This is a genomic window from Gordonia sp. NPDC003422 (assembly GCF_053588675.1).
In genome coordinates this window covers 83,091-98,205 of sequence record NZ_JBSFQL010000010.1, presented here as the reverse complement: position 1 = coordinate 98,205, position 15,115 = coordinate 83,091, and the positions used below count along the sequence as shown (strand labels likewise).

At 67.4% G+C, this 15,115-nt stretch carries 13 protein-coding genes; 7 read left to right on the top strand and 6 right to left on the bottom strand.

The features are described 5' to 3' along the window. Positions 1-3 precede the first annotated feature (3 nt). Positions 4-1,005, bottom strand: a complete 1,002-nt coding sequence (locus tag ACWDTF_RS10810) for an enoyl-CoA hydratase/isomerase family protein (protein ID WP_240856479.1) — start codon at positions 1,003-1,005, stop codon at positions 4-6. A 142-nt stretch (positions 1,006-1,147) separates the two neighbouring features. Here ACWDTF_RS10810 and ACWDTF_RS10805 point away from each other — a divergent pair, with 142 nt between their 5' ends. Both ACWDTF_RS10805 and ACWDTF_RS10800 read left to right on the top strand, forming a co-directional pair. Next, positions 1,148-2,761, top strand: coding sequence for an ABC-F family ATP-binding cassette domain-containing protein (locus tag ACWDTF_RS10805; RefSeq protein WP_355276303.1), 1,614 nt, complete (start codon positions 1,148-1,150; stop codon positions 2,759-2,761). Between the two features lie 69 nt (positions 2,762-2,830). Beyond that, a complete protein-coding gene (locus ACWDTF_RS10800; RefSeq protein ID WP_355276305.1) occupies positions 2,831-3,565 on the top strand; it encodes an alpha/beta fold hydrolase in 735 nt (244 codons plus the stop codon). A gap of 511 nt (positions 3,566-4,076) precedes the next feature. Here ACWDTF_RS10800 and ACWDTF_RS10795 read toward each other — a convergent pair. Further along, positions 4,077-5,300, bottom strand: a complete 1,224-nt coding sequence (locus ACWDTF_RS10795; protein ID WP_449754363.1) for an acetyl-CoA C-acetyltransferase — start codon at positions 5,298-5,300, stop codon at positions 4,077-4,079. A gap of 135 nt (positions 5,301-5,435) precedes the next feature. Between ACWDTF_RS10795 and ACWDTF_RS10790 the strand changes: the two genes are divergently transcribed. The 3 genes from ACWDTF_RS10790 (at position 5,436) to ACWDTF_RS10780 (ending at position 9,485) form a co-directional block, all read left to right on the top strand. After that, positions 5,436-6,629 carry an acyl-CoA dehydrogenase family protein gene (locus ACWDTF_RS10790; protein WP_355276309.1) on the top strand — a complete coding sequence of 398 codons (1,194 nt, stop codon included), beginning with the start codon at positions 5,436-5,438 and terminating at the stop codon, positions 6,627-6,629. 159 nt (positions 6,630-6,788) lie between these two features. Beyond that, positions 6,789-7,661, top strand: coding sequence for a GDSL-type esterase/lipase family protein (locus ACWDTF_RS10785; RefSeq protein ID WP_433258527.1), 873 nt, complete (start codon positions 6,789-6,791; stop codon positions 7,659-7,661). Positions 7,662-7,685: 24 nt separating this feature from the next. Next, entirely contained in the window at positions 7,686-9,485 is a 1,800-nt protein-coding gene (locus ACWDTF_RS10780; protein ID WP_355276311.1) for an ABC-F family ATP-binding cassette domain-containing protein, read from the top strand. A 17-nt stretch (positions 9,486-9,502) separates the two neighbouring features. Here the strand turns inward: ACWDTF_RS10780 and ACWDTF_RS10775 are convergent, their stop codons facing one another. Then, complete coding sequence (locus ACWDTF_RS10775; protein WP_449754362.1) at positions 9,503-10,651, bottom strand: lipase family protein; 1,149 nt, start codon at positions 10,649-10,651, stop codon at positions 9,503-9,505. A gap of 42 nt (positions 10,652-10,693) precedes the next feature. On the opposite strand from ACWDTF_RS10775, the gene ACWDTF_RS10770 reads away from it, so the two are divergent. Further along, positions 10,694-11,434 carry a glycoside hydrolase family 25 protein gene (locus ACWDTF_RS10770; protein ID WP_240856472.1) on the top strand — a complete coding sequence of 247 codons (741 nt, stop codon included), beginning with the start codon at positions 10,694-10,696 and terminating at the stop codon, positions 11,432-11,434. 185 nt (positions 11,435-11,619) lie between these two features. Here ACWDTF_RS10770 and ACWDTF_RS10765 read toward each other — a convergent pair whose 3' ends face one another. Both ACWDTF_RS10765 and ACWDTF_RS10760 read right to left on the bottom strand, forming a co-directional pair. Further along, a complete protein-coding gene (locus ACWDTF_RS10765) occupies positions 11,620-12,573 on the bottom strand; it encodes a 4-(cytidine 5'-diphospho)-2-C-methyl-D-erythritol kinase (protein ID WP_449754361.1) in 954 nt (317 codons plus the stop codon). Positions 12,574-12,579: 6 nt separating this feature from the next. After that, complete coding sequence (locus tag ACWDTF_RS10760; protein ID WP_449754370.1) at positions 12,580-13,272, bottom strand: HAD family hydrolase; 693 nt, start codon at positions 13,270-13,272, stop codon at positions 12,580-12,582. A gap of 112 nt (positions 13,273-13,384) precedes the next feature. On the opposite strand from ACWDTF_RS10760, the gene ACWDTF_RS10755 reads away from it, so the two are divergent. Further along, positions 13,385-14,380, top strand: a complete 996-nt coding sequence (locus ACWDTF_RS10755; RefSeq protein ID WP_449754360.1) for a TIGR03557 family F420-dependent LLM class oxidoreductase — start codon at positions 13,385-13,387, stop codon at positions 14,378-14,380. Between the two features lie 20 nt (positions 14,381-14,400). Here the strand turns inward: ACWDTF_RS10755 and ACWDTF_RS10750 are convergent, their stop codons facing one another. Next, positions 14,401-14,973 (bottom strand): GNAT family N-acetyltransferase, encoded by a 573-nt coding sequence (locus ACWDTF_RS10750; RefSeq protein WP_449754359.1) that lies wholly within the window; start codon positions 14,971-14,973, stop codon positions 14,401-14,403. Positions 14,974-15,115: the final 142 nt, after the last annotated feature.

Here is a 15,115-nt window from a genome sequence, read left to right as displayed (position 1 = left end):
ACTTCAGTCCCCGACGATCGTGGCCACGACGGCCGGGTCGACCGCCTCGATGGTGGCGGGGTCGAAATGCGGGTTGCGATCCTTGTCGACCAGTACCGCCCGGACCCCTTCGAGGAAGTCGTTGGTGGTTGTGATCCGTTGTGCTGCATGGAGTTCGCGATCGAAGCATTCGTCGAGACCCGATCGCGCGCCCGCCTTCACCATCGCTGCGGTGACCAACAGGCTTGTCGGCGAGGCGTTCTCGATCAGCGCCAGCATCTCGGCGGCCCACTCGTCGCCGACCGCGCCGCGCAGGCCGCCGACGATCGCCACGACGTTGTCGTCGGCGAAGTACTCCCCGATCTTGCGTAGTGGCACGTCGCTGGTTTCGTCGGTTCCCGACGTCGCGAGGGCGTCGGCGAGCGGCGCGCCGGACCGGATCGCGTCGGCGACGTCCGGCAGATCCGCGGACGCGACGAAATGGGTGGCGAGGCCGACCGCCACCGCGTCGATGCCGCGAATACGAGCACCGGTGAGCCCCAGCCACATTCCGACGCCGTCGGGCAGCCGCGGCAGGAAATACGTGGAGCCGATGTCCGGGAAGAAGCCGATCGCGGTCTCCGGCATCGCGATGAGGGCCTTCTCGGTCACCACCCGGATCTCGCCGTGCACACTGATTCCCAGTCCACCGCCCATCGCGGCGCCGTCGATGAGGCTGACATAGGCCTTCGGATAGTCGGCGACGAGTTGGTCGAGGCGGTACTCGCTGTGGAAGTAGTGGGTGATCGCGTCGATGTCGCCATCGACGGCGTGGTCGCGGATCGCACGGATGTCGCCGCCCGCACAGAATGCGCGGTCGCTCGCCGAGGTGACGAGCACCGTCTCGACCGAGTCGTCGTCGGCCCAGACGGTGAGGACCGCATGCATGTCGTCGATCATGCTCTGATCCAGCGCGTTGAGCGCCTTGGGGCGATCGAGGATGACTTCACCGACACCGTTGGCGACCGAGGTACGAATAAGCGACATGCCGTCACGGTAGCGCGAAACCAACTTGACATCCCGACCCACCCGGGCGTTACGGTGGAGCCATCATGAACAGCTGAGATGCGTCCGCACGTCGCCGCGGACACCGCCCATCGCGTGATCCGCCACCATCTCGGGAGTTTTCATGACCGCATCTCATTTCGGCGCACCATCGTCGGCCCCCATCACCTTCTCGGACGTCACCTTCGCGTGGCCGGACGGCACACCGGTGTTCGACGGCCTGTCGTTCACCGTCGGCACGGGTGTGCACTCGCTCGTGGGCGCCAACGGCGCGGGCAAGTCGACGCTGCTCGCACTGATCGCCGGCCGACTGCGGCCGAGTTCCGGGTCGGTCACCACACACGGCGCCGTGGCTCTTGTTCCGCAGCACAGCTTCGACGAGCCCACGACGACGATCGCCGCCGCCCTCGGCGTGGCATCGGTGGCCGACGCGATCCGTCGGATCGAGGCGGGCTCCGTCGACGAACGCGACTTCGCCGTCGTCGGAGACGAGTGGGACATCGAAGATCGCGCGATCTCCGAGCTGTCGAAACTCGGGTTGCCGACAGACCTCGACCGCAGAGTCGGCGGTCTGTCCGGCGGTGAGGCCACGCTGCTGGCGATCGCTGCCCGCCTGCTGCTCCGCCCGGCCGTCCTGTTGCTCGACGAACCGACCAACAACCTCGACAGTCGCTCGCGAGCAAGGCTTTTCGATGCTCTCGATGCCTTCACCGGAACCGTGGTGGTGGTCAGCCACGACCTCGAACTCCTCGACCGGGTCGACGCCACGCTCGAGTTGTACCGTGGTTCGGTCCGACTCTTCGGTGGTCCGTACACGCACTACCGGGAGGTCGTCGACGCCGAGCAGGACGCGGCGGTCGCGACCGCGACGACCGCGGCCGGGGATCTGCGCAAGCAGAAGCGCGAACTCGTCGACGCACAGATCAAGCTCGACCGCCGCGCCCGCACCGCCGACAAGGCCGAACGGGAGAAACGGGTCCCGAAGATCATCGCGCACCTGCGGCGGGATGCAGCGCAAGTCTCGGCCGGCAAGCTGCGCAACGCCCATCGCGACGACGTCACTGCGGCATCCGCCCGGCTCGACGCCGCACGTGCGGACATCCGCGACGATCGCACTACCCGAATCACCGTGCCGACAGTGGAACTGGCAGCCCACGCGCAGGTCATCACCGACGACCGACTGCGCATCGACGGTCCAGAGCGGGTCGCGCTCGTGGGCCCCAACGGGTCCGGGAAGTCCACGCTCATCACCGAACTGATCGACACCGGGCGGATCGTCGTCCCGTTTGCCTATGTGCCACAGCGATTCGGCTTCGACGATCCGCACCGCAGCATCGCCGACGAACTCAGCGCGGCACATCCCGACATTCCGGCACAGCAGGTCCGTGCGCACCTGGCCCGGTTCCTGTTTCGAGGTGCACGTGCCGAGCGCGCGGTCGATGAACTCTCCGGCGGCGAACGGCTACGAGTCGCCCTGGCGTCGGCACTCCTTCGTGAGTCTCCGCCGAATCAATCCCCCGTCGCTTCGCTCGCCCCGCATCAATCCCCCGTCGCTTCGCTCGCCCCGAAACTGATAGTCCTCGACGAGCCGACCAACAACCTCGATCTCGACACCGTCACCCAGTTGGCCGACGCCCTCAACAACTGGACTGGTGCACTGCTCGTCGTGTCGCACGACAGTGGTTTCCTCGACGCGATCGGCATCGACCGCACTGTTGCGCTGGGAGACGACAGCTGAACGGGGTTGTCACCCGACGTTTTCCTCCCGGCCACCGCCACGCCAGCCACAACCTGCACGCTGCCTGGGGTGACCTCTGTTCATGACGCCACACCAGTCGTTCTCGTGCACGGCATCCGGGTGAGCGGCGAGTCGTTGCACCGCATCGCCGCCGCCATCCCCAACCGCCGCGTCGTGCATCCCGACCTCCCCGGGCACGGGGCGCGCCAGGCCGAAACCTTCACGCTCGACGGCGCAGTCGCCACCGCGGTCGCGGCGATCGAGGGCTTCGGCCGGCCAGCTGTGATCGCCGGGATGTCGATGGGTGGCTACGTGGCGATGGCCGTCGCCGGCCGGCATCCCGAACTCGTCGCCGGGGTGATGCCGATGTGCGCCACCGTCCAACCCGGCCGCGTGTTCGCGCTGCCGTTCCAGATCTTCGGTGCGGCAACCGCTTTCCTACCGAAAGAGGCGGCCGCCATCAGCCGCTGGCTCACCCGGGTGACCGTCGGTCGTCAGGTGTCCGACGACATGGAGATCGGCGGTCTGGCCCTGGCCGCGATCTCCGACGTGGTCGGCGAGGTACGGCATTTCGACGCACTGGGCGAACTGGGGCGATTCCCGGGTCCCATCGCACTCGTCAACGGCGGACGCGATCCGTTCCGCGCGCACGAACGCCGATTCGAAGCCGTATCCGACGCCACCGCACTCACCGTCATCCCCGGTGCGAGCCACCTGTTTCCGCTCATCCAGCCTGAACGCACGGGCCGGCTGATCGACGATTTCGCGTCGTCGTGCTCGCTGGGGTTGCCGCCGGTTGCTTGAGCCGGTTTGCGCACCCACCCCACTCCGCCGGCCGAGAGCCTCGAAGCCGCCGTCCACCGCTGGCTAGGTGATCCAGGCGCCGGCCGAGAGCCTTGAACCTCAGTGTTGCGGCCACGGGGGTGGCGTCGTGACCAGGGCAAATGGGCTATTTGGGTATCAGCGACCCACCCGCCGACGTCGTCGGCGATCGTGGAGGCGGGAAGAACGCGGTTCTCGGTTCGCGACACGCCGACGAGCACCCAGACAAGGGTGGTCGTCCGGCCTGGGACCGCACAGAAAATAGGGGAAGAAACTTCTTCCCCGACCCTTGGAGTCCTCCCCACAAATTTTCGCGGGGACGACTTGGAACTTAGGGGAGGAAGTTCTTCCCCTAGATTTTTCGGCACGATGCAAGCGTATTTGCCCAGGTCAGAGCGTCGGTCACCGAACTCTTCGGATCAGGGAGCGGTGGCGGCAAGCGCTACTCCCGCTCAGCTCAGGGAGCGGAAATGCGGGCCCACGCTGCGGCGGCTCAATCCACCAGTTCGAACACCGCGGCAAGTCCCTGGCCACCACCGATACACATCGTCTCGAGTCCGTAACGCACTGAGTGACGACGCATTTCGCGGGCTAGCGTCGCCAGCATGCGCCCACCGGTGGCGCCGACCGGGTGGCCCAGCGAGATTCCGGAGCCGTTGACGTTGGTCCGGTCGAAACCCGTTCCGGCACCGAATGTCCCGAACCCCCACTCACGGGTCACCGCGAGCGCCTGCGCGGCGAACGCCTCGTTGAGCTCGATGAGGCCGACGTCGTCGAGCGAGAGACCGGCGAGTCCCAGAGCCTTGGCGGTCGCCGGCACCGGACCGATGCCCATCGTCTCCGGCGGTACTCCCGCCGTCGCCCACGACACCAGGCGCACCATCGGCACCAGGCCGTGACGGTGTGCGACGTCGGGTGTCGTCACCACGCACATCGACGCCGCGTCGTTCTGGCCGCTGGCATTGCCCGCGGTGACCGTCGCCTCCGAATCCGAGGACGCCAGAATCGGTTTCAGCTTGGCCAGCGCGTCCATCGAGATGTCGGGGCGCGGGTGCTCGTCGGTGTCGATGATCGTCTCGCCCTTACGCCCGGCCACCCGCACCGGGATGATCTCCTCGGCGAAGATGCCGTCGCGCTGGGCGCGGACCGCGCGCTCGTGCGATGCCAGCGACAACTCGTCCTGCTCGACGCGCTCGATGCCGTACTCCCGGCGCAGGTTCTCCGCGGTCTCGATCATCCCGCCCGCGACCGGGTGATTCCGTCCACCGGACGTCGTGCGAGCGCGCGCGAGGCTGTCGTGCACCTCGACACCCGACCGCGCGCCGCCCCACCGCATGTCCAGCGAGTAGAACGACGCGTTGCTCATCGACTCGGTCCCACCGGCGATCACCACGTCGTCGGCGCCGGCGGCGACCTGCAGACCGGCCTGGATCACCGCCTGCAAGCCGGAACCGCACCGACGATCGACGTGCATACCGGGCACGCTCACCCCGAGCCCGGCGTCGAGCGCCACCACACGTCCGATGGCCGGAGCCTCACTGTTGGGATTGCACTGCCCGAGGATCACGTCGTCGACGGCATCGGCGAGCAGGCCCGTCCGCTCCAGCAGGCCGGTCAGCACGGCGACACCCAGGTCGACGGCCGTGAGTGACGCGAACATCCCGCCATACCGGCCGATCGGTGTGCGGAGCGGTTCGCAGATGACGATCTCACGCATGGGGTGGGTCCTCTCGGGCAAGTTGTGGCAACGAGAATCGTTCTACACGTCACACATCCCGGGCCACCCCCGGGTCCCGCGATGTGTGACACTCACACGGCGCCATCACTGCCGAGAAGCAACGGAGCTGACCACATGGCCCGCATCGCCCAGACCCTCGATCTCACCGAGTTCCAGCGCGACATCCTCGCCACCGTCCGGTCCTACGTCGACCGCGAGATCATCCCGGCCGCAAACGAACTCGAGCATGCCGACGCCTACCCCGAGAAGATCGTGGCCGACATGCGCGAGATGGGTCTGTTCGGCCTGATGATTCCCGAGGAGTACGGGGGCCTCGGCGAGTCGCTGCTCACCTACGCGCTGTGTGTGGAAGAACTGGCGCGCGGCTGGATGAGCGTGTCCGGGGTGATCAACACGCACTTCATCGTGGCCTACATGATCCGCCAGCACGGCACCGACGAACAGAAGCAGCACTTCTTGCCGCGCATGGCCACCGGCGAGGTGCGCGGCGCCTTCTCGATGAGCGAACCCGACCTCGGTTCCGACGTCGCGGCCATCAAGACGACCGCCAAGGCCGACGGCGACGGCTACCGGATCAACGGACAGAAGATGTGGCTGACCAACGGCGCATCGTCCACCCTGGTCGCCGCCCTGGTCCGCACCGACGAAGGTGCCGAGAAACCACACCACAATCTGACGACCTTCCTGATCGAGAAACCGTCGGGCTTCGGCGAGATCAAACCGGGCCTCACCATCCCCGGGAAGATCGAGAAGATGGGTTACAAGGGCATCGACACCACCGAGCTCATCTTCGACGACTACCGGGCTGAGCGAACCGACATTCTGGGCGGGGTCAGCGGCCGCGGCTTCGCCCACATGATGGACGGTGTCGAGGTCGGCCGCGTGAACGTGTCTGCCCGGGCGTGCGGGGTGGCGCAGCGGGCCTTCGAACTCGCCGTCCGCTACGCGCAGCAGCGCAGCACCTTCGGCAAGCCCATCGCCGAACACCAGGCTGTGGCGTTCTCGCTCGCCGAGATGGCCACCAAGGTGGAGGCCGGACACCTGATGATGGTCAACGCGGCACGCCTCAAGGACTCCGGGGAACGCAACGACGTCGCCGCGGGCATGGCCAAGTACCTGACCAGCGAATACTGCGCCGAGGTCACCCAGGCCAGCTTCCGCATCCATGGCGGCTACGGCTACTCGAAGGAATACGAGATCGAACGTCTCATGCGTGAGGCGCCGTTCCTGCTGATCGGCGAGGGCACGAGCGAGATCCAGAAGCAGATCATCAGCCGCGGCCTGCTGCGGGAGTACCGCGACAGGTGAGCAAATGTGGCGTACGCCATAGTTGACCCGAGAAAGTGGGTCGTGCCTTAGAATCTGCTGAGCGCCGGGGCCGGTGCCAGATGTTGGTTGGCGAAAGTGAGTGGACGAGTGGTTCGGGTGGTACGTCGAGGAGGGACACATCGGGGGATCGGGCGCGGCGTGACGTTGGTCCTGGTGACCGCTTTCGTCCTTTCCTTGGTGTCCGCCGCGTGGTCGCCGGCTCAAGCCGAACCCAACGCCGAACCGGTCGCCCAGCCCGTCCGCTACAACCACGGCCCCTATGTCGCGATGGGCGATTCCCGCGCGTCGGGCGCGTTCTTTTCCATGACGCCCGACTACTTCCTCGGCTGCAAACGGTCGTTGCTGAACTACCCGCTCTACGTCGCCGCGATGACGCTTCCCCGCCGCTACGTCGACACGTCCTGCGCCGGCGCGAAGTCGGCCAACCTCTATGCCTACGGGCAGCGCACCAACGCCGGATACAAGGTGCCGCAGCTGTATCTGGTCCCGCGCGACGCCGAGCTGATCACCGTCAGCATCGGCGGCAACGACATGGCCTGGGGCCGGATCTACGCCCGATGCACCACCGCGCCGTTCCAGGATCGACGCTGCCGGCACAGCCGTAGCGTCGAGAACGAGGTCCGCGCGCGAATCGCTAAGATGGAGAACCGGGTCACGCCTGCGCTCAAGGCGATCCGACGCAAGGCGCCCCGCGCACAGATCATCGTCGTCGGCATCGGTGGCTTCATGGGCAACCACGGCTGCTGGCCGATGGTGCCGCTCAGCGACCCCGACACCCGCTACATGAACCGGGTGTTCAACCGCGCGAACGGTGCACTGTGGCGGGCGACGGTGAAAGTGAACGGAACCTTCGTCGACGCCAATCGCCTCTCTGCCGGGCACGATCCGTGCAACCTCATCAACCCCTGGTACGAATCCGCGTTGTCCAACACCATCGCCTATCCGTTCCACCTCAACCAGGCCGGCGCACTGGCCATCGCGATGATGGTGAACGGCGCCATCAGGCGGTAATCGCACCTCGGTTAGCGTTGTCGGGTGGCACATCTTCTCGGGGCAGAAGCCCTCGGCCTGGAGTATCCGACGACCAAGGTCTTCGACTCGGTGTCCCTCGGCGTCAACGAGGGCGACCGGATCGGCATCGTCGGACGCAACGGTGACGGCAAGTCCAGCCTGCTGGCGATGCTGGCCGGGCGGCGCGAGCCCGACTCGGGCCGCGTGACGGTCCGCGGCGGGGTCCGAGTAGGTGTGCTGGATCAGGCCGATGTGTTCGACGGCGATCAAACGGTCGGCGACGTGGTGGTCGGCGACCGACCCGAACACGAATGGGCGTCGGACCCGCGAATCCGCGACGTCATCGCCGGTCTGCTCGGCGACGTCGACTGGAACGCCCCGGTCGAATCGCTGTCCGGCGGGCAACGGCGACGCGTCTCGCTGGCCCGGCTGCTCGCCGGCGATCACGACATCCTCGCCCTCGACGAGCCGACCAACCACCTCGACGTCGAGGCCATCACCTGGCTCGCGGAGCATCTCAAGAAACGCTGGCCGCCGAACGCCGGTGGGCTGCTGGTGGTCACCCACGACCGGTGGTTCCTCGACGAGGTGTGCACCACCACCTGGGAGGTGCACGACCGCATCGTCGAACCCTTCGAGGGTGGCTACGCGGCCTACATCCTGCAGCGGGTGGAACGAGACCGGCAGGCCGCCGCCATCGAGGCGCGCCGGCAGAACCTCGCCCGCAAGGAACTCGCCTGGCTACGACGCGGGGCCCCGGCCCGGACCTCGAAACCCAAGTTCCGCGTCGACGCCGCCAACGCACTCATCGCCGACGTCCCGCAGATCCGCGACAACGTCGCTCTGCAGTCGCTCGCGGTCGCACGCCTCGGCAAGGACGTCGTCGACCTTCTCGACGCCTCGGTGTCCTACGACGGTCGCGAGGTGCTGCACGACGTCGAGTGGCGACTGGCACCCGGTGAACGCACCGGCATCCTCGGGGCCAACGGCGCGGGCAAGTCGACGCTGCTCGGTCTGATCGCCGGCACGGTGGAACCGACGGGCGGACGGGTCAAGCGCGGCAAGACCGTCAAGGTCGCGACACTCACCCAGCGTCTCGACGACCTCGACCCCTTCCTCGACGACCCGGTGCGGGTGGTGCTGGCCGACCTGCGCAGCACCTACACCTTCGGGTCGGGCTCCAAGGCGCAGGAACTCTCACCGTCGCAGCTCCTCGAACGACTCGGCTTCGACGGTGCACAGCTGTCCACCCCGGTCCGCGATCTGTCCGGCGGGCAGAAGCGCCGGCTGCAACTGTTGCTCATCCTGCTCGACGCACCCAACGTCCTCATCCTCGACGAGCCGACCAACGACCTCGACACCGACATGCTGGCCGCGCTCGAGGACCTGCTCGATTCGTGGCCCGGCACCTTGATCGTCGTCTCCCACGACCGGTACTTCCTCGAACGCGTCACCGATCAGCAGTACGGCATCCTCCACCGACGACTCCGACATCTGCCGGGCGGCGTCGACGAGTTCCTGCGACTGCGGCGGGCCGAGGCCTCGGCGTCGGAATCGGTTGTGGCTTCACCGAAACCCGATACGGCTGGTGCACCGGCGTTGTCGGGCGCCGATCGTCGCGCGGCAGAAAAGGAGGCGTCGTCCATCGAGCGGCGGCTCGACAAGTTGGGCGTCGAGGTCGAGCGTCTGCATCAGCGGATGGCCGAGCACGATCAGAGCGATCACACCGGTCTGCACGAACTCGCCGGTTCGTTGCGGGCGGTCGAGGTGGAGACCGCCGAACTCGAGGAACGCTGGCTGGAGTTGTCGGAACTGATCGGCTGACGGGGCTGATCGGCTGATCAGTCCCGCGCGAACCCGTCCTTGATGGCCCGCATCGTGTCGTCGAGTGACTCGTCGACGACGGTCGTGTGGTCGGCTCGCAGGTAGGTCTTCAGCGTGACGTCGGTGCCGTCGTCGCGCATTTCCTTGCGGAGATCGCGGCTCAGGAAGTACGGCAGAACGGGGTCGAGGAAGCCGTGTTCGATGCGCACCGGCACGGAGTAGCCACCGGTCGGTACCGCCGCGTAGTCACGCAGGGCGTCGCGGAACGCGCTGTCGTCAAAAGGCTTGGCCACCAACGATCCCGGTGACGTCGACCGCAGCGACTCGTTCAGGTCGCCGTAGCACTGTTCGCGGGCGGCGTCGAGGTAGCGGCGGCCGTTGTCGGTGAGGTGGTCGGCGATGCCGAGGTCGCGGCGGGCGTGGTCGAGGCCGGCCAAGATGTAGAGGAACAGTCCGCTGAATCCGTTGAATCGGCCCAATCCCGGTGTGCGCGGGCCAAAGAGGCCGAAGTAGTTCTCGATCGACGACACCGGGGCGATGGCAACGGCCGCGCGCAGCGACAGATCCGGCGCGTACTCGCCGGCGAACCGGGCCGCGAACAGCGCGGCATGCCCACCCTGCGAATGCCCGGTCGACACCCACCGCGTCGACAGTGAGGAATCGATCGACCGTGCGGCATGGATGATGTCGACGATCGCGTGCGCGGCCGCCCGGCCACCGAGGTACTCGGTCTCCCCCGCCGATCCCATCCCGGCGTAGTCGGTGGCGGTGACGGCGTATCCGGCGTCGAGCGCCTTTCGGACGGGAGCTTCGAGACCGTCGCCGTGCCGAGTTCGACTCGGTGCGCAGTCATCGGCGATGCCGGTGGTTCCGTGCGCCCACGACACCACCGGCCATCCACCGGCAGGCGGGGTGCCGCGCGGCGTCCAGAAGACCCCGCTCGCCATGGCAGGGCGGCCGTTCTGATCGAGAGTCGCGTAGACGAGGTCGGTGCCCTGCGCCGCACCCGAGGGCAACTGGTCGGCAGCGAGGGGCCGTGCCGAGAAGACAAAGCCGGGGGTGGGTGCCGCGGCCGACGCCTGCGGCGGCACGACGGCGACCCCCCAGGCGGCGGCGAGCAGCACCACGATCGCTGCCACCACGGGCCGGATGAGTGTCGGTCGCACGAAACAACTGTAATAGTCCACCGCATCACCTAGCGTTGACCTGTGGTTGTCCGACGAATCGTGGTCGCCGTCACACTCACCGCTGCCCTCGTCGTGGGCGGGTTGTCGCAGGTCCCGGGCGCGGACGCGGCTCCGCAGACCATCGGTCCCGACGTGTCGAGCCATCAGCATCCGGGCGGTGCGTCGATCAACTGGTTCGCGGTTCGCGCGGCCGGGCAACAGATCGCGATGGTGAAGGCCACCGAGTCGACCTGGTATGTGAACCCGTATTTCATCACCGACAGTCTCGCCATGCGCGCCGCCGGACTGATTCGCGGGACCTACCACTACGCCGACCCCAGTCGGCCCGCTGCGCCGCAAGCCATCTTCTACGCGACGATCGTGCTCGGCCAGAACGGCATTCTCGACCTTCCGCCGGTACTCGACTTCGAGCACAGCGGCGGCCTCGGGCCGCGGGCTCTCGCCGCGTGGGCGCGGGAGTTCTTCGCGACGCTCGAGCCGCTCACCGGACGCAAGACGATCCTGTACACCTACCCGAACTTCTGGAACACCGCGATGGGCGGGACCCGCGAGTTCGCCGACCACCCACTCTGGATCGCGTCGTACAACGGCCGCAGTGCCCCACAGATGCCGCGCGGCGGCTGGCGCACCTGGCGGTTCTGGCAGTACACCTCGTCGGGTCGCCTGCCCGGCGTCCCCACCCGCGTCGATCTGAACCGCTACAACGGTTCGATCGCGTCGCTGCGCGCCTACGGAAACGCCATCAACGTCTTCGGCAGTTGATCCACCGAGCGTCACCGCACCCCCGCCAGCTAGGTGCGAGCAGCCCCCACCGATGGCTGAGGTGCGAGCCTGCGAGCCTCGAAGCCCCCTGGCGAGAGGACATTGGTCGTCTCACCAGGCCCTTCGAGGCTCGCTTCGCTCGCACCTCAGGGAGCGGAGGGGGCGCCTCAGGGAGAGGCAGGGAATCACACGCCCGGACTGACCACCCGCGCACCGACCGCCGGTCCCGACGCGGTGCGCACCGAACGCGCGACCCCGGCCCCGGAGAGTTCCGCCGCGACGTTGACCGCGGCATCCTCGTCCGCGCACAGGAACGCACAGGTCGGTCCGGAGCCCGACACGATGCCATTCAGCGCACCCGCGTCCACCCCGGCGCGCAGCGTTCGACGCAGCGTGGGCTGCAAACTCAGGGCCGCCGGCTGCAGATCGTTGTGCAGTAGCGGGGCGACGGCTTCCGGGTCGCCGGCAGCCAACGCCACCATCAATTCGTCGGGCGAACGCAGCAAATCCTCATCGTCTTCGGAACCGTCAGATCGGCTGTCGCGCAACCGATCCAGTTCGCCGTACACCTGCGGCGTCGACAACCCTTCTCGGGCCAACGCCAGCACCCAGTGGAACTCACCACGCGACAGCACCGACATGAGTTGCTCACCCCGGCCGGTCCCCAGCGCGGTGGTGCCATGGAGAGCAAAGGGCACGTCGCTGCCCAGCGTGGCCGCGATCTCGGCCAGTTCTGCGCGGTCGATGTCGAGCTTCCACATCGTGGCCGCGGCCACGAGGGCGGCCGCCGCGTCGGCGCTGCCACCGGCCATGCCGCCGGCCACCGGGATCGATTTGTCGATGTCGATGTCGACGCGGGGTTCGCGTCCGGCCCACTGCGCGAGCGCGATCACTGCTCGTGCGGCCAGGTTGGAGTCGTCGGCGGGCACCGACGACGCTCCCTCGCCGCGCACCGTCACCTGCAGGCCGGTGGCCGGCGCTACCCGCACGTCGTCGTGCAGCGACAGGGCCTGGAAGACCGTGACGAGGTCGTGGTAGCCGTCTGCCCGGCGCGGACCCACACCCAGGTGCAGATTGACCTTGGACGGAGCCCGCGCCGTGACGGAGTCGGACACCACCGACAGGGACGAGCGAGGCACAAGAAATCAGCGTAGCGGGCCACCGGGTGACGTGCGCCCGGGTAGCCACCCCCGCTCGGCCAGCACGCCCACATCATCCACCACGAGCACCGCCCCGGCGTCGGCGAGTTCGGCTTCCGCGAAACCCCCACTGCGCACGGCGACGCACGCGGCCGGCAGCCGGTTTGCCGACGCCACATCCCACACCGTGTCACCGATCACCACCGATCGAGTACCCCCGGCCGCCTCGAGTGCGACACCGAGGATGTCCGGCTCGGGCTTGGACTTCTCGGCGTCGTCGGAACTCGTGACCGCCGCGAAGTCCACCAGGCGAAAGCCGAGCGAATCGATTGCCGCATCAGTGAATTCCGATTTCCCCGACGAGGCGAGCGCCACTTTGAAGCCCGCCCCGCCGAGCTCCGAGATCAATTGCGCCGCACCGGGTATCGGATTCACTTCAGGCAACAGTTCGCGATAGCGTGCTTCCCAGGCGGCCCGCAGCTCATCCCCGATCGAGTCCTCGACCGATTGCCCGCATATCTCCCCGACCAACATGTCACCACCCATGCCGATGGCACGATGCACGTGCCACCACTTCGGGGTGAGGTCATGAGCGGCGAACGCCCGCATCCAGGCCAACGCGTGCAGATAGGTCGAGTCGATCAGCGTACCGTCGACATCGAGGAGCACAGTGTCGACAGGTCCGGTCTCCGGTGCCATCGAATCTCCCTCCGGGTCGAGAATCGTGCCCGCATCCCAGCCTTGCACACATCCCATCACCGGGCCGACGTCGACGACGGTCGACAACAGGCTCGGAGAAGAGGAGCACTCCATGCCCGTTCGATTCGGTTACACGCTGATGACCGAGCAAGCCGGTCCAAAGGATCTGGTCCGCTACGCGGTCGACGCAGAAGCCGCGGGCTTCGACTTCGAGGTGTCCAGCGATCACTTCTTTCCGTGGCTCTCCGCACAGGGGCACGCCCCCTACGCGTGGACAGTCCTCGGCGCCGTCGCCCACGCAACCCAGCGCGTCGAACTCATGACGTATGTGACCTGCCCGACGATCCGGTACCACCCGGCGATCGTTGCGCAGAAGGCGGCGACCTTGCAGATCCTGGCCGACGGCCGGTTCATCCTGGGGTTGGGCTCCGGCGAGAACCTCAATGAGCACGTCGTCGGCGCCCGGTGGCCTGCGGTCGCCGACCGACAGAACATGCTTGCCGAGGCCATCGAGATCATCCGCAAGCTCCACGACGGCGAACTCGTCGACCATCGCGGTGAGTACTTCCAGGTCGACGCCGCACGCATCTGGGATCTCCCCGAGACACCCGTACCGATCGGCGTCGCAGTGGCCGGCGCGACGGGCGTCGACCGGTTCGCCTCCCTCGCCGACCACCTCATCGCCGTCGAGCCCGACGCCGAACTCGTCGAGACATGGAATCGGCACGACCGCACCCCGACAATCGATAGCCCCGCCACCCGCGCAATCGGGCAGATTCCGATCTGCTGGGATCCCGACCGCGACACCGCGATTGCCCGCGCGCACGAGCAGTTCCGGTGGTTCGCCGGCGGCTGGGACGTCAACGCCGATCTCCGCACCACCGCGGGATTTGCGGCCGCCACCCAGTACGTGCGCGCCGAGGACGTCGCCAATGCGATACCGTGCGGACCCGACCTGGACCAGATCGTCGACGCGGTCGCCGCATACTGGTGTGCAGGTTTCACCGACATCGCGCTGGTCCAGGTCGGCGGCGACGCACAGGATGCCTTCCTACGCGAGGCCGCCCAACCATTGCTGCGCAAGCTCCGCGAGGCCGCGCCGAACTGAGAACCGAGCCGCCGTCGGCGTCAGACCTCGACCACCTCGTGCGGCCAGATCTGCGGCGACCGATCATCGGCTGCCCAGAGCTCGGCGGTGTGCATCCGTTCGTCGCCATCACGCAGGTTGTCGGTGCGTACCCCTGTGTAGCGGAACCCGGCCGCCGCAGCCATGCGGGCCGACACGACATTGTCGCACAGAGCTCGCCACGTCACCCGCCGCAGCCCGAGCCCGTCCTCGTCGTCGAACGCGTGCTCTACGACGGCATGCAGCGCTTCACCCAGATAGCCGTTGCCTCGATCGGCGGGCGCGCACCAGTACCCGACCGAACCCGACCCGTCGCCCTTCAACGACACCCCGATCGTCCCGGCGAGATGCCCGTCGGCGGCCTCGATCGACCAGGTCACCGAGGCGGGGTTCGGCGCGTTCACCCGAACGAACCATTCGGCGTCCGAGCGTCGATACGGAACCGGCACCAGCGTGAATCGCTGGATGAGCGGGTCCTGACACGCCTGAAAGATCGGCTCGATGTCGCGCTCTTCGGGAAGGCGCATGACGAGTCGTCCTGTGCGTAGGGTCTTCACGTGCGTGTCTACTGTCATCGCGCTCTCCCTTCGGTATCGGCTTGTGTTGCAACACGCTACGAGCCGGAACCGGACAAAGCGAGCGAATTAGGGCGTGCCTCCCAATCCCACTGCGAGGGATTGGTGGAGTCGATTGTGCTCTGGCAAGGCGGAGGAGAGA

Excerpts from the sequence above, each read along its gene's own strand:
- ACWDTF_RS10755 (WP_449754360.1), top strand. The coding sequence starts at position 13,385 with ATGCCCGTTCGATTCGGTTACACGCTGATGACCGAGCAAGCCGGTCCA.
- ACWDTF_RS10795 (WP_449754363.1), bottom strand. The coding sequence starts at position 5,300 with ATGCGTGAGATCGTCATCTGCGAACCGCTCCGCACACCGATCGGCCGG.
- ACWDTF_RS10805 (WP_355276303.1), top strand. The coding sequence starts at position 1,148 with ATGACCGCATCTCATTTCGGCGCACCATCGTCGGCCCCCATCACCTTC.
- ACWDTF_RS10810 (WP_240856479.1), bottom strand. The coding sequence starts at position 1,005 with ATGTCGCTTATTCGTACCTCGGTCGCCAACGGTGTCGGTGAAGTCATC.
- ACWDTF_RS10760 (WP_449754370.1), bottom strand. The coding sequence starts at position 13,272 with ATGGCACCGGAGACCGGACCTGTCGACACTGTGCTCCTCGATGTCGAC.
- ACWDTF_RS10750 (WP_449754359.1), bottom strand. The coding sequence starts at position 14,973 with ATGACAGTAGACACGCACGTGAAGACCCTACGCACAGGACGACTCGTC.
- ACWDTF_RS10790 (WP_355276309.1), top strand. The coding sequence starts at position 5,436 with ATGGCCCGCATCGCCCAGACCCTCGATCTCACCGAGTTCCAGCGCGAC.